The organism is Nonomuraea endophytica (genome assembly GCF_014203235.1).
In the GTDB taxonomy this organism is placed as follows: Bacteria; Actinomycetota; Actinomycetes; order Streptosporangiales; family Streptosporangiaceae; genus Nonomuraea; species Nonomuraea endophytica.
Window position 1 is genome coordinate 521,309 of sequence record NZ_JACHIN010000008.1, and the last position, 26,582, is coordinate 547,890.

A 26,582-nucleotide genomic window follows, 5' to 3' on the forward strand; every position below is an offset into this window, starting at 1 on the left:
GTGATGGTTAGCCGGCCAATTGCTGGAGGGGGCCGAGGTGGATGCTGGCGATCTTCCAGGCGGTCTCCTGACGGACGGCGGACAGGGTGAGGCGGAAGCGGCCGGAGTTGTCGCGGCCGCCGAACGTGGTCTGCTGCGCGTCCACGCCGACGACGACCGCGGCGGCGCCGTGTTCGTGCACCTGCGGCTCCTCCACCACGAAGGCGTTGTTGACCAGGCCGTTGTCGAAGCGGACCAGCCACTGCTCACGCGTGAGCACGAACCCCAGCGGGCCCACTCCGACGAAGCCGTCGGCCAGGAGGGCGTCGAGGGCTTGGGCGTCGTTGGCTTGTTCGGCGGCGGCCCAGCGGGTCACCAGATCGAGTACTTCCGCGGACATGGTGTTCCTCCTCGGCGAGAATCGTGTACTTGCTCTCAATCTAGAGTTACTATTGATTTATAGCAACTCTAAGTTTGGAGCGAGGTGTCCGGGTGGGGCTGCGGGAGCGCAAGAAGGAGCTGACGCGTCAGCAGATCATGGAGACGGCCTGGCGGCTGTTCTCCGAGCGCGGCTTCGACCGGGTGACGGTCGCGGAGGTCGCCCGGGAGGCGCAGGTGGGGCCGGCCACCGTGTTCAACTACTTCCCGGCCAAGGAGGACCTGTTCTACTCGGGCCTGGACGAGTTCGGGGCTCGCCTGGTCGCGGCCGTCTCCGAGCGGGCCGTGGGCGAGCCGGTGATCGCGGCGGTGCGGCGGTTCCTGCTGGAGGCCGGCGGCCTGCTGGAGGCGGTCGCCGAGGGTGATGAGGAGGCGCTCTCCCGGGCCCGCGCCGTTCATCGGGTGATATCGGAGAGCACCGCCTTGCAGGCGAGGGAGGCCCAGGCTTTCACCCGGCTCACCGCCGACCTGGGCCGCGTGATCGCCGCGGACACCGGTGACGAGACCACGGCGCGGGTGGCGGCGGGGGCGCTGGTCGGGGTGCACCGGGCGATGGTGGATCTGGCCCGCGTGCGGCTGCTGTCCGACGATCGGGTGCGGGAGCTCGCGGGCGACGTGCGCCGGTACGGCGAGCGCGCCTTCACCCTCCTGGCCCGGGGCCTCCAGGACTACGCGCCTAGATCTCGGCGTGCGGAACGCCCTTGAGCTCGTGGAAGCCGGGCGTCGCGGCCACGACCAGCGTGGCGTCCCACAGGGCTCCGGCGGCCTCGCCGCGCGGGATCTGGGAGATGACCGGGCCGAACCAGGCGGGGCCGTTCTCGACGGCGATGATGGGGGTGCCCACGTGCGGGCCGACCTTCGCCACGCCCTCGGCGGTCGAGGCGCGCAGGTGGTCGTCGTAGTCGGTGCTCTCCGCTGCCGCGGCCAGTTCGGGCGGGAGCCCGGCGGCTTCCAGGGCCGGCGTCCAGTCCCAGCCGTCGAGCTTCTGCGTCTCCTCGTAGAAGCGGCCGAGCGCGGCCGGGCCGTGGGCGAGTTCCACGGCGGCGCAGATCCGGGCCGGGAGCCACAGGTAGCCCTCGGTGTCGCCTTCCGGGTCCACCTCCAGGTGCTCGTTCAGGGCGGCCAGGCTGAGCAGCCGCCACCGGATGTCGAGCGGGCGCACGTCGGCTGCCTCGACGAGCCACCGGGAGACGATCCACGTATACGGACACGTCGGATCAAACCAAAAGGACACCAACATAGCTAGAAAAGTACCGACATGAAGGTGTCTACTTCGTGGAACCCGACCTTCCGGTACACCGCCCGCGCCGAGCGGTTGAAGTCGTTGACGTACAGCGTCACCACCGGCGCGAAGCAGGCCAGCGCCGCCTCCACCACGGCCGCCATCCCGGCCACCGCGTGCCCCTGCCCCCTGAGCTGCGGATCCACCCACACGCCCTGGATCTGGCAGGCCTGCGGCGTCACCGCCCCGACCTCCGCCTTGAAGACGACCCGCCCGTCGTCGATCCGGGCGTAGGAGCGCCCGATCCGGATGAGCTCGGCCACCCGGGTCCGGTAGAGGGCGCCGCCGTCACCGGCGTTGGGCGAGACGCCCACCTCCTCGGTGAACATCGCCACGCAGGCCGGCAGCAGCCGCTCGAACTGCTCCGGCCGCACCCGCCGTACCAGCGGATCGGCCGGGACGAGCGGCTTCTGCGCGGTCGCCATCACCGGCTGCGCCCACCGGATCGCCCGAGCCCGCCCCCAGTGCGGCTCCAGGCGCTCCCACAGTTGCGACACCGCGCCCTGCGGGCCCACGATGGACGAGCACCGCCGGCCCTGTTTGCGGGCACGGTCCGCGAAGGCGTGCACGGCTTCGGGGCCGGCGTTGACGGGCACCAGGTTGGCACCGGCATAACAGAGCGAGACGAGACCGCCGCGCGGCCCGAAGCCCCACATCTGACCACCCAGCCGTGCCGGATTGAGTCCGACGGTCCGCACCCGGGAGGCGACGAAGACGTTGGCGACCGGATCGGTGTCCAGGAGGTCGAGCACCTCATCGCGATCGCTGTCATCGAGCACGCGCGACGCCGATGTACGCAGCATCACACGGTCAGACTACGCGAACGCCCCCCGATTGGCTCATCTCGCTATGACCTCGGTGAGCCTTTCGTGACCCTGGGGCAAACCAGACGACATACGAGCAGCCGGCCGCGGAGCGGGCAGGCTCGGGCAAGTAGCGCCAAACTTGGGCACGGTGGTGTCGGCGAGATAGGCGGCCAGGGCCTTGTCCACGCAACGGTTGCCCGCCAGCGAGATGCCGTGGTTGCCGCCGGACTCGGTGAGCATGCGGGCGGTGGGGAAGAGCTTGCGCATGTTCAACGCCCCCACGTACGGCGTGGCCGCGTCCCCCTTCGACTGCAGCATGAGCACCGGCGGCAGTTCCTTGGCCCCCTGGATCCTGGGCGGCTTGCCGCCGGGCACCGGCCAGTAGGCGCACGGCGCGTTGTACCAGGCGTTGGGCCAGGTGAGGAAGGGCGCCTTGCGGTGCAGCTGGCTCATGTCGGACTGCCACACCTTCCAGTCGCGCGGCCAGGCGGCGTCGCGGCACTGGACGCCCAGGTAGACGGCGTAGCCGTTCTCGTCCTCCGCGTCCTTCTCGCCGTGCCGCCTGAACGCCGCGACCAGGTCCTTCGTCTCGCCCTTGCGGACGTAGCTCGCCCACGCCTGCGCCAGCGAGGGCCAGATGGTGTCGGTGTAGCCGCCGACGGTGAAGATGTCGTCGAGCTCGCTCGGGCCGACCACTCCCCCGGCGGGCCGCTCCCGCAGGCGCGAGCGCATCTGGTACCAGGCGAAGCTCGCCTGCTTGGCGGTACGGCCCAGCTTGTACACCTTGTTGTTCTTGGCCGTCCAGGCGAGGAAGTCGCGGTGCCTGCGCTCGAAGCCGCGGTCCTGGGCCAGGTTGGCCTTGTACCAGACGCCGTCGGGGTCGACGCTGCTGTCGAGCACCAGGCGCTTGACCCGCTCGGGGTAGAGCGTGGCGTAGGCGGCGCCGAGGTAGGTGCCGTAGGAGTAGCCGAGGTAGCTGATCTCCTGCTCGTCGAGCGCGGCGCGGATCGTGTCCATGTCGCGGGCGACGTTCTCGGTGGTCATGTGCGGCAGCATCCAGGCCCACAGGTTGCCGCAGCGCTCGGCGTAGTCGCGGGCGCGGGCCTGCAGCACGGTCTGGTCGCGGCCGGTACGCGGCACGGCGTCGGGCCGCGGCGGCGCGTAGAACTTGGCCGGGTCGACGCAGCGCAGCGCGGGCTCGCTGGCCCCGACGCCGCGCGGGTCGAAGCCGATCACGTCGAAGCGCTCGGCGAGCTTGCCCGGCAGCGCGGCGGCGACGTACTCGGCCAGTTCCCGCCCGGAGGCCCCGGGCCCGCCCGGGTTCACCAGAAGCGTGCCGAGGTGGTTGTGGTCACGCGAGACGCTGCCCTTGACCCGGTTGAGGGCGATCTTGATGGTCTGTCCCATGGGCTCGCGGTAGTCGAGCGGCACCCGCACCGTGGCGCACTCGACGCCCGGCCCCGCGGGCTCCTCGTCGACCAGCCCGGTGCCGCCGAGCACGTTCCCGGTGACCGACCCCTGCTTCTTGTTCGCGCACTTCTCCCAGACGACGTCCGCGCGCCCGGAGGACGCCTCGGAGGGCGCGGCCACCGCGCTGCCCATCCCCACGGCCCCCATGGCCAGCACCGCCAGTCCGGCGACAATCCCGACAACCCGCTTCACCCGGCTGTTCCCCCGCTCTAGTCGTACGGCACTGCGATGGTGCCGCCCGCGGCGGATCCACTACATTCGGTATGGAGAAACTCTTACCATGTTGTAATCGCTTGATTGCCTTCTGTAATCGGCCCAGAATCACGACATGGTCATCGGTTCCAGGACACCCCGCAGGGAAGACGCGCGACTTCTGACGGGCACGGGCCGGTTCGTGGGCGCGGTGCGCCTGCCCGGCATGGTCCACGCGTTCGTGGTCAGGAGTCCGATCGCGCACGGCCGCCTGCTCGGCTGCGCGGCTGACGCGGTGCGCGCCCTTGACGGCGTGCTGGACGTGATCACCGCCCGCGAGGCCCCCGGCGCCGCCCTCCCCTGCGTCACCGTCGCCCCCGGCCAGGCACAGACCAGCTACCCGGTGCTCGACGACACGCTCCGCTACGTCGGCCAGCCGGTGGCCCTGGTCGTGGCCCGCACCCCCGAACTCGCCCGCGACGCCGCCGACCTCATCGACCTGGACCTCGCCGAACTGCCTCCCGTCGTGGACCTCGCCGAGGGCGAGGTGGTCACGGACTTCACGCTGGGCGACGCCGACGCGCTGGAGGTCGAGGCGGCCCACGTCGTGGAGATGTCCTTCCGCTACGGCAGGGCCGCGCCGTACGCGATGGAGCCCCGCGGCGTCGTCGCCCACCACAGCGACGGCAACCTCACGCTGTGGACCGCCACCCAGGCCCCCCACCACGTACGCGACCACGCGGCGCACGCGCTCGGCCTCACGCTCGACCGGATCCGGGTGGTCGCCGGCGACACCGGCGGCGGCTTCGGTTCCAAGGAGCACCTGTATCCGGACGAGGCGCTGGTGTGCCTGGCGGCGATGCGGCTGGGCCGTCCGGTGGCGTGGGCGGAGACTCCGGGCGACCGCCTGGTGGCGTCGCTGCCGGCGCGGGCGGCGGCGCACCGGGCCCGGCTGGCGCTGGACGCGGACGGGCGGTTCGTGGCAATCCACGCGGACGTGCTCGGCGACCTGGGCGCGCACCCGTCCAACGTGGGCACCTCGCCGTTCGCGGTGACCGCTTCGATGCTGCCGGGTCCGTACCGGTTCGAGCGCGCGGGGGCGCGGCTGCGGTGCGTGCTCACCAACACCGTGCCGACCGGCTCCTACCGCGGCTTCGGCATGCCGGAGGCGGCGATGACTAGGGAACGGCTGATCGACGAGGCGGCCAGGCGGCTCGGCCTGGACCCCGTCGAGCTGCGGCTGCGCAACCTGATCGGCCCGGAGGAGCTGCCCTACACCAGCCGGATGGGCCAGGCCTACGACTCGGGCGACTACCCGGGCGCGCTCCGCGCCCTGTGCGAGCTGGTCGACGCGCCCGCCAAGGACGACGGGCGGCGGCGCGGCGTCGGTTACTCCTGCCAGGTCGAGGGCACCGGTCTCGGCCCGTCTGAGGTGATGCGGCGGATGGGCATGCGGGCTGGCGGGTTCGAGACCGCGGTGGTGCGCATGGAGGCGGACGCCTCGGTGGTCGTGTCCGCGGGCGTGGCCGGGATGGGGCAGGGCATCGAGACGACGCTGGCGCAGATCGCCGCCGAGCGGGTCGGGGTGCCGCTGGAAGGTGTGCGGGTGGTGCTGGGTGACACGGCGGCCACGCCGTACTCGGGGATCGGCTCGATCGCGAGCCGGTCGCTGGTCGTCGGCGGCGGCGCGCTGCGGCAGGCGGCCGACCGGCTCAAGGAGCGGGTGCTCGCGCTGGCCGCGCACCGGCTGGAGGCGGCGCCGGAGGATTTGGAGCTGGTCGACGAGACGGTGCGGGTGAAGGGCGACCCGCACGCGGCGCTGACGCTGCGGGAGATCGCCACGCACGCCTGGCGCGGCTGGGACCTGCCCGAGGGCTTCGCGCCCGGCCTGGAGGAGCGGGTGTCCTACGACCCGCCGGACTCCACCTACGCCTACGGCGCGCACGCGGCGGCGGTGGCCGTCGATCCGGAGACCGGGAAGGTCGAGGTGGAGGGCTACTGGGCGGTCGCCGACTCCGGCGTGGTCGTCAACCCGGCCATCGTCGAGGGACAGCTGGTCGGCGGCATCGCCCAAAGCATCGGGATGGCGCTGACCGAGGAGATCGTCTACTCGGCTGACGGGCAGCCGGACGCCATGTATCTGACGCCGACGGTGCGCGACGTGCCGGATATCACGGTGGTGCTGTGGAGTTCCCCGTCGCCGATCACGCCGGGCGGCATGAAGGGCGCCGGGGAGTCGGGCACGATCGGTCCGCCCGCGGCGATCGCCAACGCGGTCGCCGCGGCGCTGCCCGAGGTCGCCGAGCGGGTGACGCGCACCCCGATGACGCCCGAGGTGGTGTGGGGCTGGCTCAGCGCGCCACGGTGACCTGCGGGCCGGGCGCGTCGTCGTCGAGGTCGATCTCGACGCCCATCTCGTCGGCGATGCGCATGGCCTCCTTGATGAGGGTCTCCACGATCTGCGACTCGGGGACGGTCTTGATGACCTCGCCCTTGACGAAGATCTGGCCCTTGCCGTTGCCGGAGGCGACGCCGAGGTCGGCCTCGCGGGCCTCGCCGGGGCCGTTGACGACGCAGCCCATGACGGCCACGCGCAGCGGCACCTTCATGCCCTCAAGCCCGGCCTGGACCTGCTCGGCCAGCGTGTAGACGTCGACCTGGGCGCGGCCGCAGGACGGGCAGGAGACGATCTCCAGGCCGCGCTCGCGCAGCCCGAGCGACTCCAGGATCTGGGCGCCGACCTTGACCTCCTCGACCGGAGGGGCCGACAGCGAGACGCGGATGGTGTCGCCGATGCCCTCGGCCAGCAGCGCGCCGAAGGCGACCGCCGACTTGATCGTGCCCTGGAAGGCGGGGCCGGCCTCGGTGACGCCGAGGTGGAGCGGGTAGTCGCACCGCTGGGCGAGCAGCCGGTAGGCGTTGATCATCACGACCGGGTCGTTGTGCTTGACCGAGATCTTGATGTCGCGGAAACCGTGCTCCTCGAACAGCGAGCACTCCCACAGCGCGGACTCGACCAGCGCCTCGGGGGTGGCCTTGCCGTACTTCTGCAGGAGGCGGGGGTCGAGCGAGCCGGCGTTGACGCCGATGCGGATCGGGGTGCCCGCGTCGGCGGCGGCCTTGGCGATCTCGCCGACCTTGTCGTCGAACTTCTTGATGTTGCCGGGGTTGACCCGCACCGCCGCGCAGCCGGCGTCGATGGCGGCGAAGACGTACTTCGGCTGGAAGTGGATGTCGGCGATGACCGGGATCTGCGACTTCTTGGCGATGATGGGCAGGGCCTCGGCGTCGTCCTGGGACGGCACCGCGACGCGGACGATCTGGCAGCCCGAGGCGGTCAGCTCGGCGATCTGCTGCAGGGTCGCGTTGATGTCGGCGGTGACCGTGGTCGTCATCGACTGCACGGATACCGGCGCGTCGCCGCCCACCGGCACGTTGCCGACCATGATCTGGCGGGAGTGCCGGCGTTCGGCGAGCGGCTTCGGGCGGACCGTCGGAATGCCGAGTGCTACAGAAGTCACGGGACCCAGTCTAGGCAACGCCGGTGAGCTCACCGGCACGAGTGCGGGCCCAGGCGTCGGCCGCGAGCACTTCTTCGACCGAGTCGGCCGGGGTGACCTGGTGTTCGGCGACGACTTCGGCCACGGTATCCACGATCGCGAGGAACGGCAGGGCCCCGCGCATGAAGGCGTCCACGCAGACCTCGTTGGCCGCGTTGTAGACGGCCGGGGCGGTGCCGCCCTCGGTGCCGACGTGCCTGGCCAGCTCGACGCTGGGGAAGGCGTCGTTGTCGAGCGGCTCGAACGTCCAGGTGTGGGCGGTGGTCCAGTCGACCGGCCGGGCTGCGCCGTCGATGCGATGGGGGTGGCCGAGCGCCAGCGCTATCGGCAGCCGCATGTCAGGCGGGCTGGCCTGGGCGATGGTGGAGCCGTCCACGTACTCGACCATGGAGTGGATGATCGACTGCGGGTGGACGACGACCTCGATGCGCTCGAAGCCGATGTCGAACAGCAGGTGCGCCTCGATGACCTCCAGGCCCTTGTTGACCAGCGTCGCGGAGTTGATGGTGATGACCGGCCCCATCGACCAGGTGGGGTGGGCCAGGGCCATCTCGGGGGTGACATCGATGAGCTCGGCGCGCCGCCTGCCGCGGAACGGCCCGCCGGACGCGGTGACGATGAGCTTGCGCACCGCCTCGGGGTCGTAGCCGGAGGGTCCCGAGGCCCACAGCGACTGCTGGAGCGCCGAGTGCTCGGAGTCGACCGGCACGATCTGGCCGGGCTTGGCCCGCCGCTTGACCAGGGGGCCGCCGATGATCAGGGATTCCTTGTTGGCCAGGGCGAGCGTACGCCCGGCGTCGAGGGCGGCCAGCGTGGAGGTCAGGCCGAGCGCCCCGGTGATGCCGTTGAGCACCAGCGGCGTGGCGCCCGGCGCCCAGGCGGCCCCGGGCAGGTCGCCGGACCCGCCGGGCGTCCAGGTGGCGACCTCGGCGACGCCCTCGGGCCCGGCCAGCACCTCGGGCCGGGCGCCGCGCGCCACCAGCGCCTCCTTCAGCGCCGGTACGGCTGCCGCGTCGGCCACCGCGACCGCCTCGACCTCGAACCGGGCGGCCTGCTCGGCGAGCAGGTCGGCTCTGCCGCCCCCGGCCGCCAGCGCCACCACGTGGAAGCCGGCCGGGTGGGCGGCGATCACGTCGAGCGCTTGGGTGCCGATCGAGCCGGTGGAGCCGAGGACGACGACGGGGCGGGAGATGTCTGCATGCACGGCCCCATTCTCCCGCCAGGAGGCGCCGCCCCGTTCACCAGTTGGTGAAAGCGCCGTCCGAGCTTCGCAGATGGGGCCGCTCGGCGGCGACGGCCCGGTAGCGGCGGGCGGCGTCCCGGTCGATGTCCACCCCGATGCCGGGAATCTCGGATATCTCCACCCGGCCGGCGTGGATCTTCGGCCGGGCGGTGAACAGCGCGTCGATCTCGGGCTCCGGCTGTTCCTGGTGCTCCTGGATGGCCACGTTCGGGCAGGCGAGGTTGAGGTGGAGGGAGGAGGCGGCGGTGACGGGGCCGAGCGGGTTGTGGGTGGCGAGCTTGACGTAGTGGGCCTCGCACATGGCCGCGATCTTCTTGGCCTCGGTCAGCCCGGCGGCCACGCCCACGTCGACCCGGGCGTAGTCGATCAGGTCGGCCTCCACCAGGCGCTGGAACTCCCACTTGGAGCCGAACTGCTCGCCGGCCGCGAGCGGCGCCGCCGTACGGGAGCGGAGCATGCGGTAGGCGTCCAGGCCCTCGCTGCGCAGCGGGTCCTCCACGAAGTACGGCCGCGCCGCCTCGATCTCTCTGCACAGGGTGAGCGCCTCCGGCGGGTCGAGCCGGGTGTGGACGTCCAGGATGAGCTCGACCTCATCCCCGACGGCCGCTCTGACCTGGTGGAACAGCTCGATTCCTGCCCGCATGGAGGCGCGCTGGTCCAGGACGCCGTCCGGCGCGTGGGGCACGGCGAAGCGCAGGTGTCCCCAGCCTTCGGCGACCAGGTCACGCGCCTTGGCGAGGAAGCGCTCGCGGTCGTCATAGCCGTCGCCCAGGTGGATGTAGGCGGGCACGTGGTCGCGGACCCGGCCGCCGAGCAGTTCGTAGACGGGCACGCCGAGGGCCTTGCCCTTGATGTCCCAGAGCGCGACGTCCACCGCGGCGATGGCGGCCGACACGAAGCGGTCGGCGGGGAAGAAGCCGCGGCGGAACATGACCTGCCAGAGGTGCTCGATCCTGGCCGGGTCCTCGCCGACGAGCAGTTCGCCGAGGTGGTCGATGGCGCCGGCCGCGGCCTTCTGGCGGGAGCGGATGCCCACCTCGCCGATGCCGTGCAGGCCCTCGTCGGTATCCAGGACCAGCAGCATCATGCTGTCGCCGTGGTCGGGCAGGGTCAGCACTTCCCAGCCGGTGATCTTCACGCGTGCTCCTATGAAAACGTTCCCGAGAATCTCAAGAACGCATCATGACATCTCTGCGTAATCTGCAAAAGATCTGGATTTATCACTCTTGACGCATGGCGGTAACGTTTGCAAGCATCCTGCCTACCAACGAAGAGGAGGCCGGAGTGGCGGTAACCATCAAGGAAGTGGCGAGCGCCGCCGGGGTCTCCGTCTCGACCGTCTCGCGGGCCTTCACCGCGCCCGACCAGGTGCAGCCGCAGACGCTGCAGCGCATACTCGACGCCGCCGCCAAGCTCGGCTACGCGCCCAACCCGGCCGCCCGCTCCCTGCGCGGTGGCAGGACCGGCTCGCTCGGGCTGATCATCCCCGACATAAACAACCCGTTCTTCCCGCCGATCTTCAAGGCCATGCAGGCCAGGGCCCGGCGCCAGGGGTACACGATCCTGGCCGCCGACACCGACGAGCGGGAGTTCGACGAGCTCGAGACCATCGCCACCGTCTCCAAAAGGGTCGACGGCCTGGTGCTCTGGGCGTCCATGCTCGGCGAGGACAGGCTCCGCGAGCTGGCCGCGGAGATCCCGCTCGTGCTGGTCAACCGGCACGTCGAGGGCATCCCCGAGCTGCGCATCTCGCTTACGGCCGGCATCTCGCAGGCCGCCGAGCACCTCAAGGCCTACGGCCACACCCGCTGCGTGTTCGTCAACGGCTCGCGACCCGAGCTCGAACGCGGCAAGTCCATAAGGGAGTCGTTCGAGGCGCACGAGCTCTCGCTCGCCGAGCTCGGCCCCTACGAGCCCCGCTTCGAGACCGGCGTGCACGCCGCGACCCTGGTCGCCTCCGGCGACGCCACCGCCGTCATCGCGCACAACGACCTGGTCGCCCTCGGCGTGCTCCACCAGCTCGCCAAGCTCGACGTCAAGGTCCCCGGCGCCGTCAGCGTGATCGGCATCGACGACACGCTGCTGGCCGCCACGTCCACCCCCTCGCTGACCACGATCAGGATCTCCGCCGACGAGGTCGCCACCCAGGCCGCCGACCTGCTCATCGACACGATCGCGGGCCGGGGCGGGGGGCGCGTGGTGGAGATCGGCTCGCGCCTGATCCCGCGCGCCTCCACGGGGCCCGCCCCGCGCTGAACCCACCCTCCTGGAGGTACGGCGTTCGCCGTACCTCTATCCCCACCTGCCCCAACGCGGGAGAGTCATCATGAAACACACCGCCGCCCTTCTCGGCTGCGCCGTCCTCGCCACGGCGCTCGCGGCGTGCGGATCACCCAGCGCCGACGACGGCGCGGTCGTGATCCGCGTGCAGGGCATGCCGCCCGCCACGGACAAGCCCGGCCTGGCCCAGTTCAAGACGATGGTCTCGGACTTCGAGCGGCAGAACCCCGGCATCAAGGTCCAGGGCTCGACGACCGCCTTCGACCCGCTGACGTTCTCCGCCAAGCTGGCGGGTGGGCGGGCCGAGGAGGTCATCAAGGTCCCGCTGACCGAGCCGCAGGGTCTCATCGCGCGCAAGCAGGTGCAGCCGCTGACCGGCGAGCTCGGCAAGTGGGCGCACTACAAGGAGTTCAACCCGCAGGTCCTGCAGCCGCTCAGCGACGGCTCCGGCCAGGTGTACGGCGTGCCGCAGGCCCCCTTCGCCCAGGGCCTGGTCTACAACCGCGAGCTGTTCACCAAGGCCGGGCTGGACCCGGACAAGCCCCCCGCCACCTGGGAGGACGTACGCGCGGCCGCCAAGCGGATCGCCGAGAAGACGGGCAAGGCCGGGTTCGTCCACGAGTCGAAGAGCAACCAGGGCGGCTGGCAGCTCACCATGCTCACCTACACCCACGGCGGCGAGATCGAGAAGGACAGCGGCGGCAAGTACGTCGCCGCCTTCAACGCCGAGCCCACGAAGAAGGCGCTGACCCTGCTCAAGGAGATGCGCTGGAGCGACGACTCGATGGGCAGCAATCAGCTCAACGACCAGAACGACGTCATCAAGCGCTTCGCCGCCGGCGAGATCGGCATGTACATGGGCACGCCGGGCACCTACCGGCTGGCCAAGATGACCTACGGCATGGAGAACACCGACGCGTTCGGCATCGGCCCGCTCCCCCAGGCCGGCGGCAAGGCCACGCTGACCGGCGGCGACGTCTTTCTGGTGCCCAAGTCGGTGAGCAAGGAGAAGGCCGCGGCTGCGGTGAAGTGGCTGCTGTTCGCCTACGCCCAGCCCGCCTACGACCCGGCCGCGGCGGCCGAGCGGGCCAAGCAGCTCGCCGCCGATCCCGAGTCGGCGGTCGGGGTGCCGACGCTGCCGATGTTCGACGCCGCCCAGCAGGCCAAGATCGACGAGGCGGTCAAGCCGCACGTGAACGTCAAGCTCGAGCACTTCGCGCCCTGGCTGGAGGGCACGCCCGCGCTCACGCTCAAGCCCGAGCCGCCCGTGCAGGCCCAGCAGGTCTACGCGGTGCTCGACACGGTCGTGCAGGCGGTGCTCACCGACGAGGACGCCGACGTCGACGCGCTGCTGGCCAAGGCGGAGACCGACGTGAACGCCAAGCTCGCCGCCGCCCAGCGATGATCCGCAAGAACACGCTCACGGCACTGGTCTTCCTGGTGCCCGCGCTCATCGTCTTCGGCGCCTTCTCCTGGTGGCCGATCGTGCGCGGGCTGCTGATCAGCTTCCAGAGCACCAACCTGGTCGATCCCGCCGAGTGGGTGGGGCCGGCCAACTTCACCGCCCTGTTCACCGACCCGCTGCTCGGCGTCTCGATCCGCAACACCCTGCTGTTCGTCGGGCTGGCGCTGCTGATCGGCTTCCCGGCCCCGCTGGTCCTGGCCACGGTCATGGCCACGGTACGGCGGGCGGCCGGCCTCTACCGGTTCCTCGTCTACCTGCCGGTCGTCATCCCCCCGGTGGTGGCGATCCTGCTGTGGAAGTGGTTCTACGACCCCGGGCACGGCCTGTTCAACGAGCTGTTCGGCCTGGTCGGCCTGGGACCGTTCCCGTGGCTGGACTCGCCGGGCAGCGCGATGCTCAGCCTGGTGCTCCAGTCGACGTGGGCCGGGATGGGCGGGGCCGTCCTCATCTACCTGGCGGCCATCGTCGGCATCCCCTCGGAGCTGTACGAGGCCGCCCAGATGGACGGCGCCTCCATCCGCGCCCGGATCTGGCACATCACGCTGCCGCAGCTGCGCCCGGTCATCGGGCTGCTGCTGCTCATGCAGCTCATCACCACCATGCAGGTGTTCACCGAGCCGTACGTCTTCACCGGCGGCGGCCCGGAGAACGCCACCCTGACCGTGCTGCTGCTGATCTTCCGCTACGCCTTCCAGGACGGCGCCTACGGCCAGGCCGCCGCGCTGTCGCTGCTGCTGGCGATCGTCCTGGGCATCCTGTCCGCGGTCTATCTGCGGGCCACCCGGAGCTGGAGCGCCTCATGATGATCTCGCCGGTGGAGGAGCGGCGGCCGGCCGTACGGGCCGCGCTGCGCTCGATCCAGTGGGTCACGCTCGGGCTGCTGGTGGCGCTGGGGATCGGGCCGCTCTACATGACGGTCAAGGGCGCGGTCTCGCCCTCGGCCGACCTGATCGCCAAGCCGCTGGCGCTGTTGCCGGCCGACCCGCGCCCGGAGAACTTCGCCACCGCCTGGGCCGATCTGGGCGTCGGCGGGTACCTGCTCAACACGCTGCAGGTCGTGGGCGGGGCGTGGGCGGTGCAGCTGTTCGTGGCGGTGACCGCCGGGTTCGCGCTGTCGGTGCTGCGGCCCCGGTTCGGCCGCTACGTCTACGGGGCGATCCTGGCCACGATGTTCGTCCCCTACACGGTCTCGATGGTCAGCCTGTTCATGACCGTCATCGACCTGGGGCTGGTCGACACCTACTGGTCGATCTGGCTGCCGGCGGGGGCGAGCGCGTTCAACGTGCTGCTGGCCAAGCGCTTCTTCGACGCGCTGCCCGCGGAGCTGTTCGCGGCGGCGCGCATCGACGGGGCGACGACCTGGCAGCTGCTCACCAAGATCGTGCTGCCGATGAGCCGGCCGATCGTGGCGGTCATCAGCCTGCTGGCCGTCATGCACAGCTGGAAGGACTTCATCTGGCCGCTCGTGGCCATCACCGACCCGGAGAAGCAGCCGATCAGCGTCGCGCTGGCCAACCTGGCCGAGCAGGCGCCGCAGGACGAGCTGATCGCCGCCATGGCGATGGCGCTGGCCCCGCCGGTGCTGGTCTTCCTGGTCTTCCAGAAGTACATCGTCGCCGGTCTGGGATTCACCGGCGTCAAGGGCTGACAACTCGCGAAAGGCACCCCCATGCCGGAAATTTCACCCCTGCCGGAAATCTCACGACGCAACGCCCTGCAGATCGCGGGCGCCGCCGCCATCGCACCCGCCGCGGCCGTCGCACCCGCCCTCGCGTCCTCACCCGCGCGGGCGAGCACCGCGCAGACCACCACCGCGCAGACCACCGCCGCACAGACCATCACCGCGCCGATCACCATCGAGGCCGACGGCATCGTGCTCACCGCCGGGACCGACGGCTCGATCACGGTCGGCGACGGCGCCGACCGGATCAAGCTCACCCACTTCATGATCAAGGACAGCGTCTTAGGGCAGCAGCGCACCTTCGGCGGCACGCCCTCCCTGATCACCGTGGACGGGCGGCAGGCCATCCAGATCGCCTACGTCATGTCCGCCTCGGCCCAGGCGGTCACGGTGCGCGGGATCTTCACGGTCGCCGCCCGCCGGGCCCGCCTGCGCTGGGAGGTCTCCGGCACCACGACGCTCACCCCGAGCGGCTACATGTTCGCCAGGACGCTGCTGGCGCCCTCCGCGCCCGAGCGCTACGTGCCCGCGACCAAGTGGACGCGCGATGCCCGGGGCGGCGTGCCGTACGAGATCAATGACGGCGCGCTCTACCAGGAGACGTGGAGCGACACGCAGGCCTACTTCCGGCTGGCCAAGACCACCCCCGGCTTCACGAACGCGAGCTGGATCCACGCCCCCGCCGGCGCCGACGGCGCCACCGAGGTCGAGCTGGTGCTCGGCGCGATGCGCCCGGCCGCCGCCAACGCGCTGGGCGCCGGCGCGCCGCTCAGCGTCGACGTCTGGAGCGAGCAGCCTTTCGGCCTTTACGGCACCGCCGCCCCCATGGCGTTGAAGGCCCAGGTCGTGAACGGCGCCGCCGTACAACGGCAGGTGACGCTGACCTGGTGGGCCCGCGACTTCGACGGCAAGCAGGTCGGCGGCGGCACGCTGAACAAGACCCTCGCGCCCGGCGCCGTCTGGGACGAGTCGTTCACCGTCGCCGGAGCCCCGCAGGGCATCGTCTTCACCGAGGTCAAGGCGGTCGCCGGGACCGACGAGGTGTTCGCCCGCACCAACCTGGCCACGCTCAAGGACCACGCCTATCAGTCCGAGGGCCGCTTCGGCATCGCGAACTACACGTGGATGCTCGTCCCCGACAAGGCGGCGGTCGGGCAGCTGATGAAGAAGATCGGCGTCAAGTCGGTGCGCATCGCCTACGACGGCGCGCCCGGCCTGTCCCCCGCCGAGCTCGACGCCCTCGGCATCCCGCACAACGTGCAGCTCGGCGGCGTCATCTTCAACGGCACGCCCGAGCAGATCGCCACGTGGGCCGATGAGAAGGCGGCGATCGCCCGCGCGTCGGGCGCCCGCTACTTCGAGGTGGCCAACGAGCTCAACCAGCCGTGGATGTCCGGCCAGAAGGCGGCCGAGTACGTGCGCGACGGGCTCAAGCCGATCCACGACCGCCTGAGCGGCTCCGGCATCAAGCTCATGAACTGCGGCCTCGGCGGCATGGACGTCAACTGGACCGCGAACTTCCACAAGGCGGGCGGCTGGCCGCTCATCGACGTCTTCGCCTTCCACCCGGGGCGCGGCAACTTCACCCCGGACTACGCGCCGCCGCCGTCGGAGTGGCAGCAGGGCGAGAACGGCACGTACTGGAACTTCCTCGGCGCGCTGCGCGAGGCGCGCAGGACCGTCGACGCGCACGGCGGCGGCAAGGAGCTCTGGCTGACCGAGGCCTACGCCTGCACCCGCCCCAACCGCTGGTGGAACGACAACCACCGGCAGGCGGCGGAGAACGTGCTGCTCACGCTGGCCCTGGCGCTGTCGGAGGGGGTGGACGGCGTGAACTGGTACCAGCCGCACGACAGCACCATCCACCACCCGCAGGAGGCCGACCCGAACAACGCCGAGTACCACTTCGGCCTGATGAACCGCGACACCAGCGTCAAGGCGGCCCTGCTGGCCTTCGCCACCGCCACCAGGACGCTGGAGGGCGCCAGGTTCGTCAAGTGGATGACCTTCCAGGACAACCAGGTCAAGGGTCTGCGGTTCGACAAGTTCGCCATCTTGTGGACCCGCAAGGACGGCTACCACCAGAACGCCGACCACGGCCCCGACCAGTGGTACCCGCACAAGGAGGCGTGGGTGGACCACTGGCCGACCAAGACGCGCCTCACGGTGGCGGCCAAGGGCACGAACGTGCACGTCGTGGACTGCATCGGCCGCGAGACCTGGGTCCCGGTGAAGAACGGCAAGGCCGCGCTGACTCTGGACGGCGCGCCCCGCATCTACTACGGATTGTGCTAATGCGACAAGAAACCATAAAAGCTGACATCACGGTGATCGGCGGCGGCCTGGCCGGAACCTGCGCCGCCATCGCCGCCGCCCGCCTCGGCCGCACCGTCGCCCTGGTCAACAACCGGCCGGTGCTCGGCGGCAACTCCAGCAGCGAGGTCCGCGTCTGGGTCTGCGGCGCCACCGGCCACGGCAAGAACCACCACGCCCGCGAGGGCGGCATCATGGGCGAGCTGTTCGTCGAGAACCAGTACCGCAACCCGCACGGCAACCCCTACTTCTGGGACACCACGATCCTCGACGCCGTGCGCGCCGAGCCGAACCTCTCGGTCTTCCTCAACACCGACGTCCGCCACGTCGCCGCCGGCCCCGGCGGCATCGCGTCGGTCACCGGCTGGATGATGGGCTCGGAGCGGGAGATCACCTTCGAGTCCGGGCTCTTCCTCGACTGCACCGGCGACGGCCTGGTCGGCCACCTCGCCGGCGCGAGCCACCGCGTCGGGCGCGAGGGCCGCGAGGAGTACGGCGAGCCGTGGGCGCCGGAGGTCCCCGACGACATCACGCTCGGCAGCACGCTGCTGTTCTACACCAAGGACGCGGGCGAGCCCGTCCGCTACGTGCCGCCGGACTTCGCCAAGGACATCACCCAGACCTCCATCCCCGAGCGCCGCATCATCAAGGCCGGCGACAACGGCTGCGCCTACTGGTGGATCGAGTTCGGCGGCGAACTGGACACCGTCCACGACAACGACCGCATCCGCGACGAGCTCTGGTCGGTCATCTACGGCATCTGGGACCACATCAAGAACTCGGGCCGGTTCGACGCCGACACGATGACACTCGAATGGGTGGGCGCGCTGCCCGGCAAGCGCGAGTACCGCCGCCTGCTCGGCGACTACGTGCTCACCCAGCACGACGTGCTCGGCCAGACGCCGTTCGAGGACCGTGTCGCCTTCGGCGGCTGGTCCATCGACCTGCACCCGCCGCGGGGCATGTACGCCACCGAGGCCGGGGCCAAGCAGCAATATGCCGACGGGATCTACCACATCCCCTACCGCTCGCTCTACTCGGTAGACGTGCCCAACCTGCTCATGGCCGGCCGCAACATCTCCGCCTCGCACGTGGCCTTCGGCTCCACCCGCGTCATGGCCACCTGCGCGACGATCGGCCAGGCCGCCGGAACCGCCGCCGCCCTGTGCGCCGCGACCGGCGCGCGACCGCGCGACCTGCCGGTCGCCGACCTGCAGCGCACCCTGCTGCGCGAGGACGCCTCCGTCGTCGGCCTGCGCTACGACGATCCGGCCGACCTCTGCGGTACGGCTACCGCCACCGCGTCCAGCACCCTGACCAGGCTCGTGGCCGACACGCCCCAGGAGGCGTGGCGGCTGGACGCCGACGCCGGGATCGTGCTGCCGGTGGACCCGTCGCTCACCGGGGTGCGGCTGCTGCTCGACGCCGCCGGCGACACCACGCTCACCGTCGAGCTGCACGACCCGGTGCTCGGCCAGAACTACGTGCCGCGTGAGCTGGTCGCCACCCGGGAGATCGCGCTGGCCGCGGGCGAGAAGCAGTGGGCCGAGCTGGACCTGGACTGGCGCCCGGAGACGGCGCGCAACGCCTTCGTGCTGGTCAAGGCCAATCCGCTGGTGTCCCTGCACGTGGCTGACCAGGCCACCCCCGGCGTGCTGTGCTTCACGCGGGTGCCGCTGCCGCCCCAGGCCGAGTCGCCGCAGCCGCTGCGGGAGTGGAGTGATCGCGGGCTGCTGCGCCGTACCTTCTGCCTGGAGACCGGGACGACGACGGCCTTCGCGCCGGACAAGGCGCTCGACGGCTACCAGCGCCCCTACGCCGGGCCGCACATGTGGGTCTCGGCCACGCTCCCGGCCGAGCTGGAGCTGCGCTGGCCGGAGCCGGTGACGATCGGGCGGGTGGAGGTCATCGCCGACGACGACGTCAACGAGGACCTGATCAACCTGCATCACCACCGCACGCCGTTCGAGATCATCCCGACGCTCGTGCGCGACTACCGCGTCGAGGCGCTCGCCGGCGGGCGGTGGCGGCAGATCGCCGAGACCCGCGACAACCGGCGCAGGCGGATCGCGCACCCGCTCGCCGAACCCGTGACGGCGGAGGGGCTGCGGATCGTCGTCGAGTCGGCGAACGGGGCGCCGTCGGCGCACCTGATCGCGGTCAGGGCCTACTGATGAAGCGCGTGCTGGTGACCGGCGCCGCTGGGCGGATCGGGCGGTCGGTGCTCGGCCTGCTGGCCGCGCGGGGCGTCGAGGCGGTCGCGCTGGAACGTTCGGACCCCGGCGGCCTGCCCGCCTCGCGGGTGGTGACCGGCGACGCGACCGATCCCGCGACGGTCGGGGCGGCGCTGGACGGCGTGGACGCGGTGATCCACCTCGCCGCCATCGCCACGCCGGAGTGGCTGCCCGCCGAGCAGGTGTTCGGGCTGAACACGCTGGCCACCTTCACCGTGCTGGAGCAGGCCGGGCTGGCGGGGGTGCGCCGGGTCTGCCTGGCCAGCTCGATGGCGGCCGACGGGGTGCCGTTCGCGGCGCGGGAGCTGCATCCGGCCTACGTGCCGGTGGACGAGCTGCTGCCGTCGCAGTCCGAGGACCCCTACGCGCTGTCCAAGCAGGTGGACGAGCTGACCTCGGCGACGATGGCGCGGCGGCACGGGATGGGGATCGTGGCGTTGCGCCTGCCGTACGTGGGCGGGTTCGAGGAGCGGCTCGACGCGTTCGCCGCGCGCTGCGCCGCCGATCCCGGCGAGCACGCCCGCGGCTACTGGGCCTACCTGGAGACCCGCGACGCCGCCCGCGCGTGCGTCTGGCCCTCGGGGTGCCGGGGCCCGGCGTGGAGGTGGTGAACGTCTGCGCGCCCGAGACGATGGCGAAGGAGCCGACCGAGGAACTGCTGCGCCGCTACCACCCCGGCACGGAGGTACGCGCTCCGCTGCCCGGCCGGACGGTCCCGGTGGACCTGTCGAAGGCGGAGCGGCTGCTGGGTTTCACCGCCGAATACCGGCTACAGATGTGACACCAGATAATCAGCGATATTAATGCCCGAATATCGCTATATCTGTTCGCGTAAATCTTGAGAAATCGGGATATTGGCACCGCTACCTTCCAACCCCAGGTCCGGTTTCGGGAGGTACGTAATGCACCGCAGAGTCGCTCTGCTTTCCCTCGTCACCCTCGCGGCCGGGAGCTTCCTGCTCCCGGCCGGGGCGGCGCAAGCCGCGGCGGGCCCCAAGCCCGCCGCCAAGGCCGCCGCAGACAGCAAGTCCGAGCAGCGCGAGGTCCTGTCCTACTGGACCCCGCAGAAGATGGAGGACGCGCAGCCGCTCACGCCCCCCGCGCCCAAGGCCGGCGCCAAGCACGGCCCCGGCACCCCCGGCGAGCCCACCACCGGCAACCCCTGGGGCGTCCCGCCCACCGGCGGCCCCCAGCAGCAGGCCCAGGCCAGCGGCGGCGCGCCGTGGACGGGCGGCGGCGCCGTGGTGGCGACCACCGGCCGGGTCTTCTTCACCTACCAGGGCCGCAACGCCTCCTGCTCGGGGTCGGCCGTGACCAGCGCCAACGAGAGCGTCGTCATCACCGCCGGGCACTGCGTCAAGATGGGCGGCGCCTTCCACACCAACTGGGTCTTCGTGCCCGGCTACAACGCCGGACAGCGGCCCCACGGCACCTGGGCGGCCACCAAGCTGCTCACCACACCGCAGTGGAACGCCCGCGAGGACATCAACTTCGACATGGCCGCGGCGGTCGTCGCGCCCCTGTCCGGCAAGACCCTGACGGACGTGGTGGGCGGGCAGGGCGTCTCCTTCAACCAGGGCCGCAGGGTGCAGATGCACGCGTTCGGCTACCCGGCGGCGGCGCCGTACGACGGGTCGAAGCTGATCTACTGCGCCGGGCGGACCTTCGACGACTTCCTGCTCTCCCGCGACCACGGTCTGACATGTAACATGACCGGTGGTTCGAGCGGTGGTCCATGGTTCCAGAGTTTCAACGAGAGCTCCGGGCTGGGCACGCTCAACTCGGTCAACAGCTTCAAATACAACTTCGCCCCCAACTGGATGTTCGGCCCATACTTCGGGACAGATGCCCAAGCCGTCTACAACTCCGCCCAGAGCAGCGACGCCCTCTGACGCATTTACCGAAAGTAGTCACAAGAACACCCGTCGTAGTGCACACTCGAGGTTCATGACCCTGAGCACCCCCCTGCTTGCGGCGGCACCGCTCGTCGCGGGACTGGTGGGACCGGCACTCATCGGCGCGACGCCCGCCCAGCAGCCAGCCGACCGCCCGTCCGTCACCAGCGTCGAGCGCGCGGCGACCCGCGCCGAGGTTGTCGAGCACGTCGCCGCCCGCACACCCGCGGACCAGCGGCGCGTGCTCGGCTACTGGACACCTCAGCGAATGGCCGGAGCGCTGCCGATCGACCTGCTCGGCATCGTCATGAAGGACGGCGGGCTGCTCAGCGGGCTGTCCAGCAAGTCCGGCGTCGGCACGGCGCCCGAGGTGGCCGGGGGCGCCGCCAAGATCGTCACCCCTGAGCTGCCCGGCAAGGCGGCGGTCCCCGGGCTGGGAGGCGCGCCCCTCGTGCACGGCCTGACCGGCGGCGCGGCCGGGAAGCACGGGCTGACCGGCGGCGCTGTTCCCCTGCACCAGTCGGCCAGGCCCCAGGCCACGACCTCCGGCTCCCGCTGGGTGACCGGCGGCCTGGTGTCCAAGACCACCGGCCGGGTCTTCCTCACCGTGGGCGGCGTCGACTTCGTCTGCTCGGCCGGCACCGTCAAGAGCGCCAACCGCGACGTCGTCGTCACCGCGGGCCACTGCGTGAAGGACGGGGCCGGGGAATGGGCTGACAACTGGACGTTCGTGCCCGGATATCAGGAGGGCGGCGGGCAGCCTTACGGGGCGTACACGGCCAGGCGGATGTTCGTCGCCGGTCCGTGGTCGCGCAGCGGCGACGACAGCTACGACGTGGGCATGGTCGCGCTGAACACCTCGCGAGGCAAGCACGTGGCCGACGTGGTCGGCACCCAGGAGATCGCCTTCAACGGCAGCAGAGGCGGCCAGGCCTATGGCTTCGGCTACCCGGCGGACCCGCCCTATGACGGCGAGCGGCTGTTCTACTGCGCGGGCCGCCTGCGCAACGACCCCTACGGCCAGACCCGCGACCAGGGCCTGGGCTGCGACATGACCGCGGGATCGAGCGGCGGCCCGTGGCTGACCCGCTTCGACGCGGCGACCGGCAAGGGCATCGTGACCTCGGTGAGCAGCTTCAAATACTCCGACGACCAGGGCACCATGTACGGCCCCTACTTCGGCGACTCCGCGCGGGCCCTCTTCACCACCGCCCAGAACTCCTGACGGCTAGGCGTTCTGGCGGCGCACCATCTCGGCGATCCAGATGGGCGCGAACGGAGACGTGCAGCCCGGCGAGGTCGGGTAGTCCTTGAGCACCTCCAGGCGTTCGCCGATGCCGACGGCACGGGCGCGGTGCTCGGCGTGCTCGATGCCGATCTGCGCCAGGCAGTGGTTCATCGCCCACTGCAGGCGCTCGGGGGCGCCCTTCATCTCCGTCTCGATGACGTCGAGCAGGCCCGCCAGGTCGAGGAGCCCGGGCTGCTTCGCCACGCGTTCGGTGGTCAGCGCCCAGCCCGCGCTCGCCACGGCCGGATCCGGATCGGCGAACCAGGCCACGCGCAGCTCTTCGGCGTGCGGGTTCTTCTTCACCACGTAGTTCACGAGCCAGTCGTGCACCTTCGGCGTGCCCGCGTCGCGGAGCATGCCGTCCAGTTCGTCGCGTTCGAACGCCTTGGGGCGGCAGATCAGCAGGGCCAGCAGTCGCGCCGCGGTGTCGCCCGTCTTCCATAGCTGACGGGCGAGCTCCTGCTGTGTCTTCAGCCGCTTGGCGACCGCGCGCAGCTTGGTGAGGTTCACGCCGTGGTCGTCGCCGTGCCTCTCGTTCACCTCGCGGATCTTCGGGTCCTCGAGTTCGGCCAGCTCGGCCATCACCTCGGCCACCGCGGTCTCGGCCACTCCCGCCTCCTGTTCCTCACGTGCGGGACTCAGCCTACGCGCCGGCGCAGTCCTGCGACGAGGAGCGCGACCAGGCGGCGGGCGTCGTAGCGGGTGTCGGTCTCGGCGCCGACGCAGAGGTTTCCGATGCCGCGCATGAGCTGGTACGCGTCGAGGTCGGCCCGGATCTCACCGGAGGCGGCGGCGGCTTCGAGAAGCTGGGCGCACACCGGCAGGAGCCGGTCGAGGAAGTACGCGTGCAGGGTCTCGAAGCCGGTGCTGTCGTTGCGCATCGCGGTCGCGAGGCCGTGCTTGGTCACCAGGAAGTCGACGAAGAGGTCGGCCCAGCTTTCGAGGGCGGCGTACGGGGTCGGGCTGGAGGCCAGCAGGGCCGGTCCGGCTTCGGCGCAGGCCTCGACCTGGTGCCGGTAGACGGCGATGACGAGGTCGGCCCGGGTGGGGAAGTGGCGGTAGATGGTGCCGATTCCGACCCCGGCCTTGGCCGCGATGTCGCGTACCGGTGCTTCCACGCCGGCGGTGACGAAGACCGCGGCGGCGGCGTCCAGCAGGGCCTGCTGGTTGCGGCGGGCGTCCTTGCGCTTGGACCCGGTCGCGCTGTCGCTCACGGCGGACTCCTTCCCGAAGGGGCACTTGCAAAGCGGAACCGTGTTCCGTATCTTTAGCGGAGCAGTGTTCCGTTTTGCTCATGATGGCAGATCAGCGGCCTGCCGGCCAACCCGAATGGAGAGCACTTCCATGTCCCACTCCAACCCCACGGTGCTATCCGCGCACCCGGTCGTCCTGCCGGCCCCCGGCCGCGGCGAGCACCTGCGGGTCCGCGTCTCGGCCCCCGCCACCGGCGGCGGCCTGCCGGTCATCGTCCTCTCGCACGGCTTCGGCTCGTCGATGAACGGCTACGCCCCGCTGGCCGACTTCTGGGCCGCCAGTGGATTCGTCGTCCTGCAGCCCACCCACCTCGACTCCAGAACGCTCGGGCTCCCGGCCGACGACCCCAGGACACCGGACATCTGGCGCATCCGCGTCCAGGACCTGACCCGCGTCCTGGACGGGCTCGACGTCCTCGAAGCGGCGGTGCCGGGCCTGGCCGGGCGCGTCGACCGCGACCGCGTCGCCGTGGCCGGGCACTCCTGGGGAGCGCAGTCGGCCAGCGCGCTGCTGGGCGCGCGGGTCCTGGACTCCGCGGGCCTCCCCGGCGAGGACCTGTCCGACCCCCGCGTCAAGGCGGGAGTATTGCTCGCGCTGACCGGCCTGGGCGACGCCCTGGTCCCGTTCGCCGCCGAGAACTTCCCCTTCATGCGGCCGTCCTTCGCCGGCATGACCACACCCGCCCTCATCGTCGCCGGCGACAACGACCAGTCCCACCTGTCCACCCGCGGACCGGACTGGTTCGTCGACCCCTTCCTGTACAGCCCGGCGGACAAGAGCCTCCTGACGCTGTTCGGGGCGGAGCACTCGCTCGGCGGCGTCTCCGGCTACGAGGCGGCCGAGACGACGGACGAGAACCCCGCACGCGTCGCGCTGATCCAGCACCTCACCACGGCCTTCCTCCGCAGTGCCCTTTTCCCGGAGGACACCGCGTGGAAGGCGGCGGCCACCGCCCTGGAGCAGGACCCCAGCCCGCTGGGCACGCTGCGGAGCAAGTAGAAGCCGGCTCGTCACCGGAGCCACAGGTGGACGAGGGACCAGGCGGCGAAGCCGAAGAAGACCAGGGCCACCAGGCGGCTGATCGTCGGGGCCGCTCTGCCGTACGCGTGCCGCAAGGCCGGAAGGCCGGAGATCCAGGACAGCAGCGCGCCCGAGGCCAGGCAGCCGAGCAGACCGGCGGCGAGGAAGAGCGGGATCGTGGCGACGGTGAGCAGTTCGATGCGGTCGCCGAGCACGGCGGTGAAGACGGCGAGTGTCACCGGGTAGCTCTTGGGGTTGGTCATGCCGAAGGCGGCGCCCTGCAGCATCGCCTGCCTGCCGCCCAAGGTCGTCGCCCGCTGCGGGGCGCCGGCGGAGGTCAGGGCCCGCACACCCAGGTAGATCAGGTAGAGGGCGCTGGCCACGGTCAGGGCGGTGAAGAAGACGGGCGAGATGAGCCGCACCCATCGCAACGCCACCAGCGCCAGCAGCGACCACATCAGGTCACCGGCCAGGTGACCCAGCACGAAGACGAAGCTGGAGCGGCGGCCGCCACTGGCCCCGAGGTGAAGCACCATCAGCACGCCGGGACCGGGGGTCAGGACGACGAGGGCGCAGGACAGGACAGTGGCGGCCAGCAGTGAGAGCACTAGAACGATCCGAGGGTGGCCTGGGTGATGCGGCCGGAACCGGTGACGGTGCCGACCCGTTCCGCGTAGGAGCGGATGGAGTGGGTGGCGTCGATGAGCTCGTCCCAGGTCGAGTGGCTGAAGATCTTGCACCAGTCCTTGGAGACCTCGTCGAAGTCCACGATGTCGCTCGTGCCGTACTTGGCGGGCATGAGGTCGAGCAGCTCCTCGTCGTAGATCTCGAAACCCCGCTCCTTGGCGACCTGCCGGGCCAGGTCGGGGTTCATCATCCATTTGCCGGTCAGCGCGCCGAAGTCGGGATAGAGCGGCTGGGCTTCCAGCGAGGCCATCATCTCGTTGTCGATCAGCCAGCGCCCGAACTCGACCGTGTTCTCCAGGCTTTCCTGGTTCTCGCCGGGTCCGCCCAGGACCAGCGAGCCGTGGATCAGGATTCCGGCGTCCTGGAACAGGTGGCAGGCCCGCTGGTTGTTCTCCAGACTGTCGCGCGGCCCCTTGAGCACCTTGAGCATTCTGGTGTCGCCCGCCTCCAGGCCCATGTTCACCCGGTAGACGCCGAGCTTCTGGTAGAGCTCGACCAGGCGCGGCGTGGTCTCGGCGGCCTGCGTGTAGACGAAGAACTTGGGGTCGCCGATGTCGTCCGGCTTGGCGTCGACCACGGCCTTGATCCAGCGCGGTGAGCTGCTCATGCTGTCGAACGCCTCGTAGAAGATCGAGGCCGAGATCTGCTCCTGAGCGGTGCGCACGTCGTTCCAGAACATCTCAGGGGAGGAGAAGCGCAGGCTCAGATCCATGATGCCGCAGAAATGGCAGGGCGCCTTCACCCGTGCGCAACCGCGGGCGCGGTTCATGGTGGTGACGCCGGTGATCTCCTCATCGTCGTGGAATCCGCCGTACCGGTTCAGGTAGTTGTCCAGATAGCGCTCCCAGTTGTTGTCCGGCATCAACGTGCGGTCGGGCACGGGAATGGCGTCCAGGATCATGGTCTTGAACGCGCCTCCGCTGCCCTTGATCACGTCAGGAGGAATCTCCGGCAGGCGGTTGTGGGCGAGCCCGTCGGGCGTGCGGTAGATGAGCTCGGGCACGGTCTCGATCGGGCGCTCCCCCTTCACCGCGCTCACCAGGGCGGACAGCGCGAACTCGCCGACGTCGGCGGCGCACACGTAGTCGACGACCTCGCGGTGCCGCAGGATCCGCTCGGCCATGGCGGTGGCCTGGTCGTTGCCGAAGACCGTGACGGCCCCGGCGTTCTTGCCGAGTTCGGCCAGCCGCAGCGCGTTTCCGTAGGACGTGGCCAGCACGCCCACGCCGAGGATGTCGGGGTCGAGGTCCCTGACGAGTTGTTCGATCTCCGCCATGGGCGTGATCTGGCCGTCGACGGCGATCACCTCCAGGTCGGGATGGTCGCGTCGCAGCACCGTCGCCAGCGAGACGACGCCGAGAGCGGGGAACGTGCCGTCGTTCGCGATCGAGGAGACGTCAGCGTCGCTGCCGGCGTTGACGAGCAGGACACTCTGCACCTTCTTGGTCATCGAGTACCTCTCAGCGGGTTCCAGGCCGACGTGCCGGTCCAGCCA

General features: G+C 70.8%; 24 protein-coding genes. 13 read left to right on the forward strand and 11 right to left on the reverse strand.

The features are described from left to right. Positions 1-7: 7 nt before the first annotated feature. The gene (locus tag HNR40_RS30210; protein WP_184967245.1) at positions 8-379 is read right to left on the reverse strand and encodes a nuclear transport factor 2 family protein; all 372 of its coding nucleotides are present in this window, start codon (positions 377-379) and stop codon (positions 8-10) included. Between the two features lie 92 nt (positions 380-471). Between HNR40_RS30210 and HNR40_RS30215 the strand changes: the two genes are divergently transcribed. Then, positions 472-1,122: a TetR/AcrR family transcriptional regulator gene (locus tag HNR40_RS30215; RefSeq protein ID WP_184967247.1), complete on the forward strand. Its 651-nt coding sequence runs from the start codon at positions 472-474 to the stop codon at positions 1,120-1,122. On the opposite strand, the gene HNR40_RS30220 is transcribed toward HNR40_RS30215, so the two are convergent. The 3 genes from HNR40_RS30220 to HNR40_RS30230 all read right to left on the reverse strand — a co-directional run bounded on the left by HNR40_RS30220 (position 1,094) and on the right by HNR40_RS30230 (position 4,167). Further along, positions 1,094-1,579 carry a mycothiol-dependent nitroreductase Rv2466c family protein gene (locus HNR40_RS30220; RefSeq protein WP_376773524.1) on the reverse strand — a complete coding sequence of 162 codons (486 nt, stop codon included), beginning with the start codon at positions 1,577-1,579 and terminating at the stop codon, positions 1,094-1,096. The two genes, HNR40_RS30215 and HNR40_RS30220, sit on opposite strands and share 29 nt — an antisense overlap. A gap of 80 nt (positions 1,580-1,659) precedes the next feature. After that, positions 1,660-2,502, reverse strand: a complete 843-nt coding sequence (locus HNR40_RS30225; RefSeq protein ID WP_184967370.1) for a GNAT family N-acetyltransferase — start codon at positions 2,500-2,502, stop codon at positions 1,660-1,662. A gap of 36 nt (positions 2,503-2,538) precedes the next feature. Then, on the reverse strand, positions 2,539-4,167 hold the full coding sequence (locus tag HNR40_RS30230; protein ID WP_312896561.1) for an alpha/beta hydrolase: 1,629 nt from the start codon (positions 4,165-4,167) through the stop codon (positions 2,539-2,541). Between the two features lie 136 nt (positions 4,168-4,303). On the opposite strand from HNR40_RS30230, the gene HNR40_RS30235 reads away from it, so the two are divergent. Then, positions 4,304-6,535 carry a xanthine dehydrogenase family protein molybdopterin-binding subunit gene (locus HNR40_RS30235; protein ID WP_184967251.1) on the forward strand — a complete coding sequence of 744 codons (2,232 nt, stop codon included), beginning with the start codon at positions 4,304-4,306 and terminating at the stop codon, positions 6,533-6,535. Here HNR40_RS30235 and ispG read toward each other — a convergent pair. The 3 genes from ispG to HNR40_RS30250 are packed head-to-tail and all read right to left on the reverse strand — an operon-like array spanning position 6,519 to position 10,108. Continuing rightward, complete coding sequence (gene ispG, locus HNR40_RS30240; protein ID WP_184967252.1) at positions 6,519-7,688, reverse strand: flavodoxin-dependent (E)-4-hydroxy-3-methylbut-2-enyl-diphosphate synthase; 1,170 nt, start codon at positions 7,686-7,688, stop codon at positions 6,519-6,521. The two genes, HNR40_RS30235 and ispG, sit on opposite strands and share 17 nt — an antisense overlap. A gap of 10 nt (positions 7,689-7,698) precedes the next feature. After that, positions 7,699-8,931 carry a 1-deoxy-D-xylulose-5-phosphate reductoisomerase gene (gene dxr, locus HNR40_RS30245; RefSeq protein WP_184967253.1) on the reverse strand — a complete coding sequence of 411 codons (1,233 nt, stop codon included), beginning with the start codon at positions 8,929-8,931 and terminating at the stop codon, positions 7,699-7,701. 34 nt (positions 8,932-8,965) lie between these two features. Beyond that, positions 8,966-10,108, reverse strand: coding sequence for a mandelate racemase/muconate lactonizing enzyme family protein (locus HNR40_RS30250; RefSeq protein ID WP_184967255.1), 1,143 nt, complete (start codon positions 10,106-10,108; stop codon positions 8,966-8,968). A gap of 146 nt (positions 10,109-10,254) precedes the next feature. On the opposite strand from HNR40_RS30250, the gene HNR40_RS30255 reads away from it, so the two are divergent. From HNR40_RS30255 to HNR40_RS30295, 10 genes are all read left to right on the forward strand, one after another. Continuing rightward, complete coding sequence (locus tag HNR40_RS30255; RefSeq protein ID WP_221340965.1) at positions 10,255-11,226, forward strand: LacI family DNA-binding transcriptional regulator; 972 nt, start codon at positions 10,255-10,257, stop codon at positions 11,224-11,226. A 70-nt stretch (positions 11,227-11,296) separates the two neighbouring features. Further along, positions 11,297-12,655 carry an ABC transporter substrate-binding protein gene (locus tag HNR40_RS30260; RefSeq protein ID WP_184967259.1) on the forward strand — a complete coding sequence of 453 codons (1,359 nt, stop codon included), beginning with the start codon at positions 11,297-11,299 and terminating at the stop codon, positions 12,653-12,655. After that, positions 12,652-13,518: a carbohydrate ABC transporter permease gene (locus HNR40_RS30265; RefSeq protein ID WP_184967261.1), complete on the forward strand. Its 867-nt coding sequence runs from the start codon at positions 12,652-12,654 to the stop codon at positions 13,516-13,518. Before HNR40_RS30260 ends, HNR40_RS30265 begins: the two co-directional genes overlap by 4 nt. Further along, positions 13,515-14,363 (forward strand): carbohydrate ABC transporter permease, encoded by an 849-nt coding sequence (locus tag HNR40_RS30270; protein ID WP_184967263.1) that lies wholly within the window; start codon positions 13,515-13,517, stop codon positions 14,361-14,363. Before HNR40_RS30265 ends, HNR40_RS30270 begins: the two co-directional genes overlap by 4 nt. Positions 14,364-14,384: 21 nt before the next feature. Further along, entirely contained in the window at positions 14,385-16,691 is a 2,307-nt protein-coding gene (locus tag HNR40_RS30275) for a hypothetical protein (RefSeq protein ID WP_221340966.1), read from the forward strand. Continuing rightward, complete coding sequence (locus HNR40_RS30280; protein ID WP_184967265.1) at positions 16,691-18,883, forward strand: FAD-dependent oxidoreductase; 2,193 nt, start codon at positions 16,691-16,693, stop codon at positions 18,881-18,883. Before HNR40_RS30275 ends, HNR40_RS30280 begins: the two co-directional genes overlap by 1 nt. Beyond that, on the forward strand, positions 18,883-19,554 hold the full coding sequence (locus HNR40_RS30285; protein ID WP_221340967.1) for an NAD-dependent epimerase/dehydratase family protein: 672 nt from the start codon (positions 18,883-18,885) through the stop codon (positions 19,552-19,554). The genes HNR40_RS30280 and HNR40_RS30285 overlap by 1 nt, the downstream gene beginning before the upstream one ends. Then, a complete protein-coding gene (locus tag HNR40_RS53760; RefSeq protein WP_221340968.1) occupies positions 19,542-19,724 on the forward strand; it encodes a hypothetical protein in 183 nt (60 codons plus the stop codon). The genes HNR40_RS30285 and HNR40_RS53760 overlap by 13 nt, the downstream gene beginning before the upstream one ends. Before the next feature lie 121 nt (positions 19,725-19,845). Beyond that, the gene (locus HNR40_RS30290; RefSeq protein ID WP_184967267.1) at positions 19,846-20,835 is read left to right on the forward strand and encodes a trypsin-like serine peptidase; all 990 of its coding nucleotides are present in this window, start codon (positions 19,846-19,848) and stop codon (positions 20,833-20,835) included. Between the two features lie 55 nt (positions 20,836-20,890). Then, on the forward strand, positions 20,891-22,063 hold the full coding sequence (locus HNR40_RS30295; RefSeq protein ID WP_221340969.1) for a trypsin-like serine peptidase: 1,173 nt from the start codon (positions 20,891-20,893) through the stop codon (positions 22,061-22,063). 3 nt (positions 22,064-22,066) lie between these two features. Here the strand turns inward: HNR40_RS30295 and HNR40_RS30300 are convergent, their stop codons facing one another. Further along, a complete protein-coding gene (locus HNR40_RS30300; protein ID WP_312896562.1) occupies positions 22,067-22,735 on the reverse strand; it encodes a DNA alkylation repair protein in 669 nt (222 codons plus the stop codon). A 29-nt stretch (positions 22,736-22,764) separates the two neighbouring features. After that, positions 22,765-23,340, reverse strand: a complete 576-nt coding sequence (locus HNR40_RS30305; protein ID WP_184967269.1) for a TetR/AcrR family transcriptional regulator — start codon at positions 23,338-23,340, stop codon at positions 22,765-22,767. 130 nt (positions 23,341-23,470) lie between these two features. Between HNR40_RS30305 and HNR40_RS30310 the strand changes: the two genes are divergently transcribed. Continuing rightward, on the forward strand, positions 23,471-24,379 hold the full coding sequence (locus HNR40_RS30310; protein ID WP_184967270.1) for an alpha/beta hydrolase family protein: 909 nt from the start codon (positions 23,471-23,473) through the stop codon (positions 24,377-24,379). An 11-nt stretch (positions 24,380-24,390) separates the two neighbouring features. Here the strand turns inward: HNR40_RS30310 and HNR40_RS30315 are convergent, their stop codons facing one another. Together HNR40_RS30315 and HNR40_RS30320 are read right to left on the reverse strand one after the other, a co-directional pair. Beyond that, a complete protein-coding gene (locus HNR40_RS30315; protein WP_184967272.1) occupies positions 24,391-25,008 on the reverse strand; it encodes a LysE family translocator in 618 nt (205 codons plus the stop codon). Continuing rightward, positions 25,008-26,537 carry a B12-binding domain-containing radical SAM protein gene (locus tag HNR40_RS30320; RefSeq protein WP_184967274.1) on the reverse strand — a complete coding sequence of 510 codons (1,530 nt, stop codon included), beginning with the start codon at positions 26,535-26,537 and terminating at the stop codon, positions 25,008-25,010. The genes HNR40_RS30315 and HNR40_RS30320 overlap by 1 nt, the downstream gene beginning before the upstream one ends. Between the last annotated feature and the right edge of the window lie 45 nt (positions 26,538-26,582).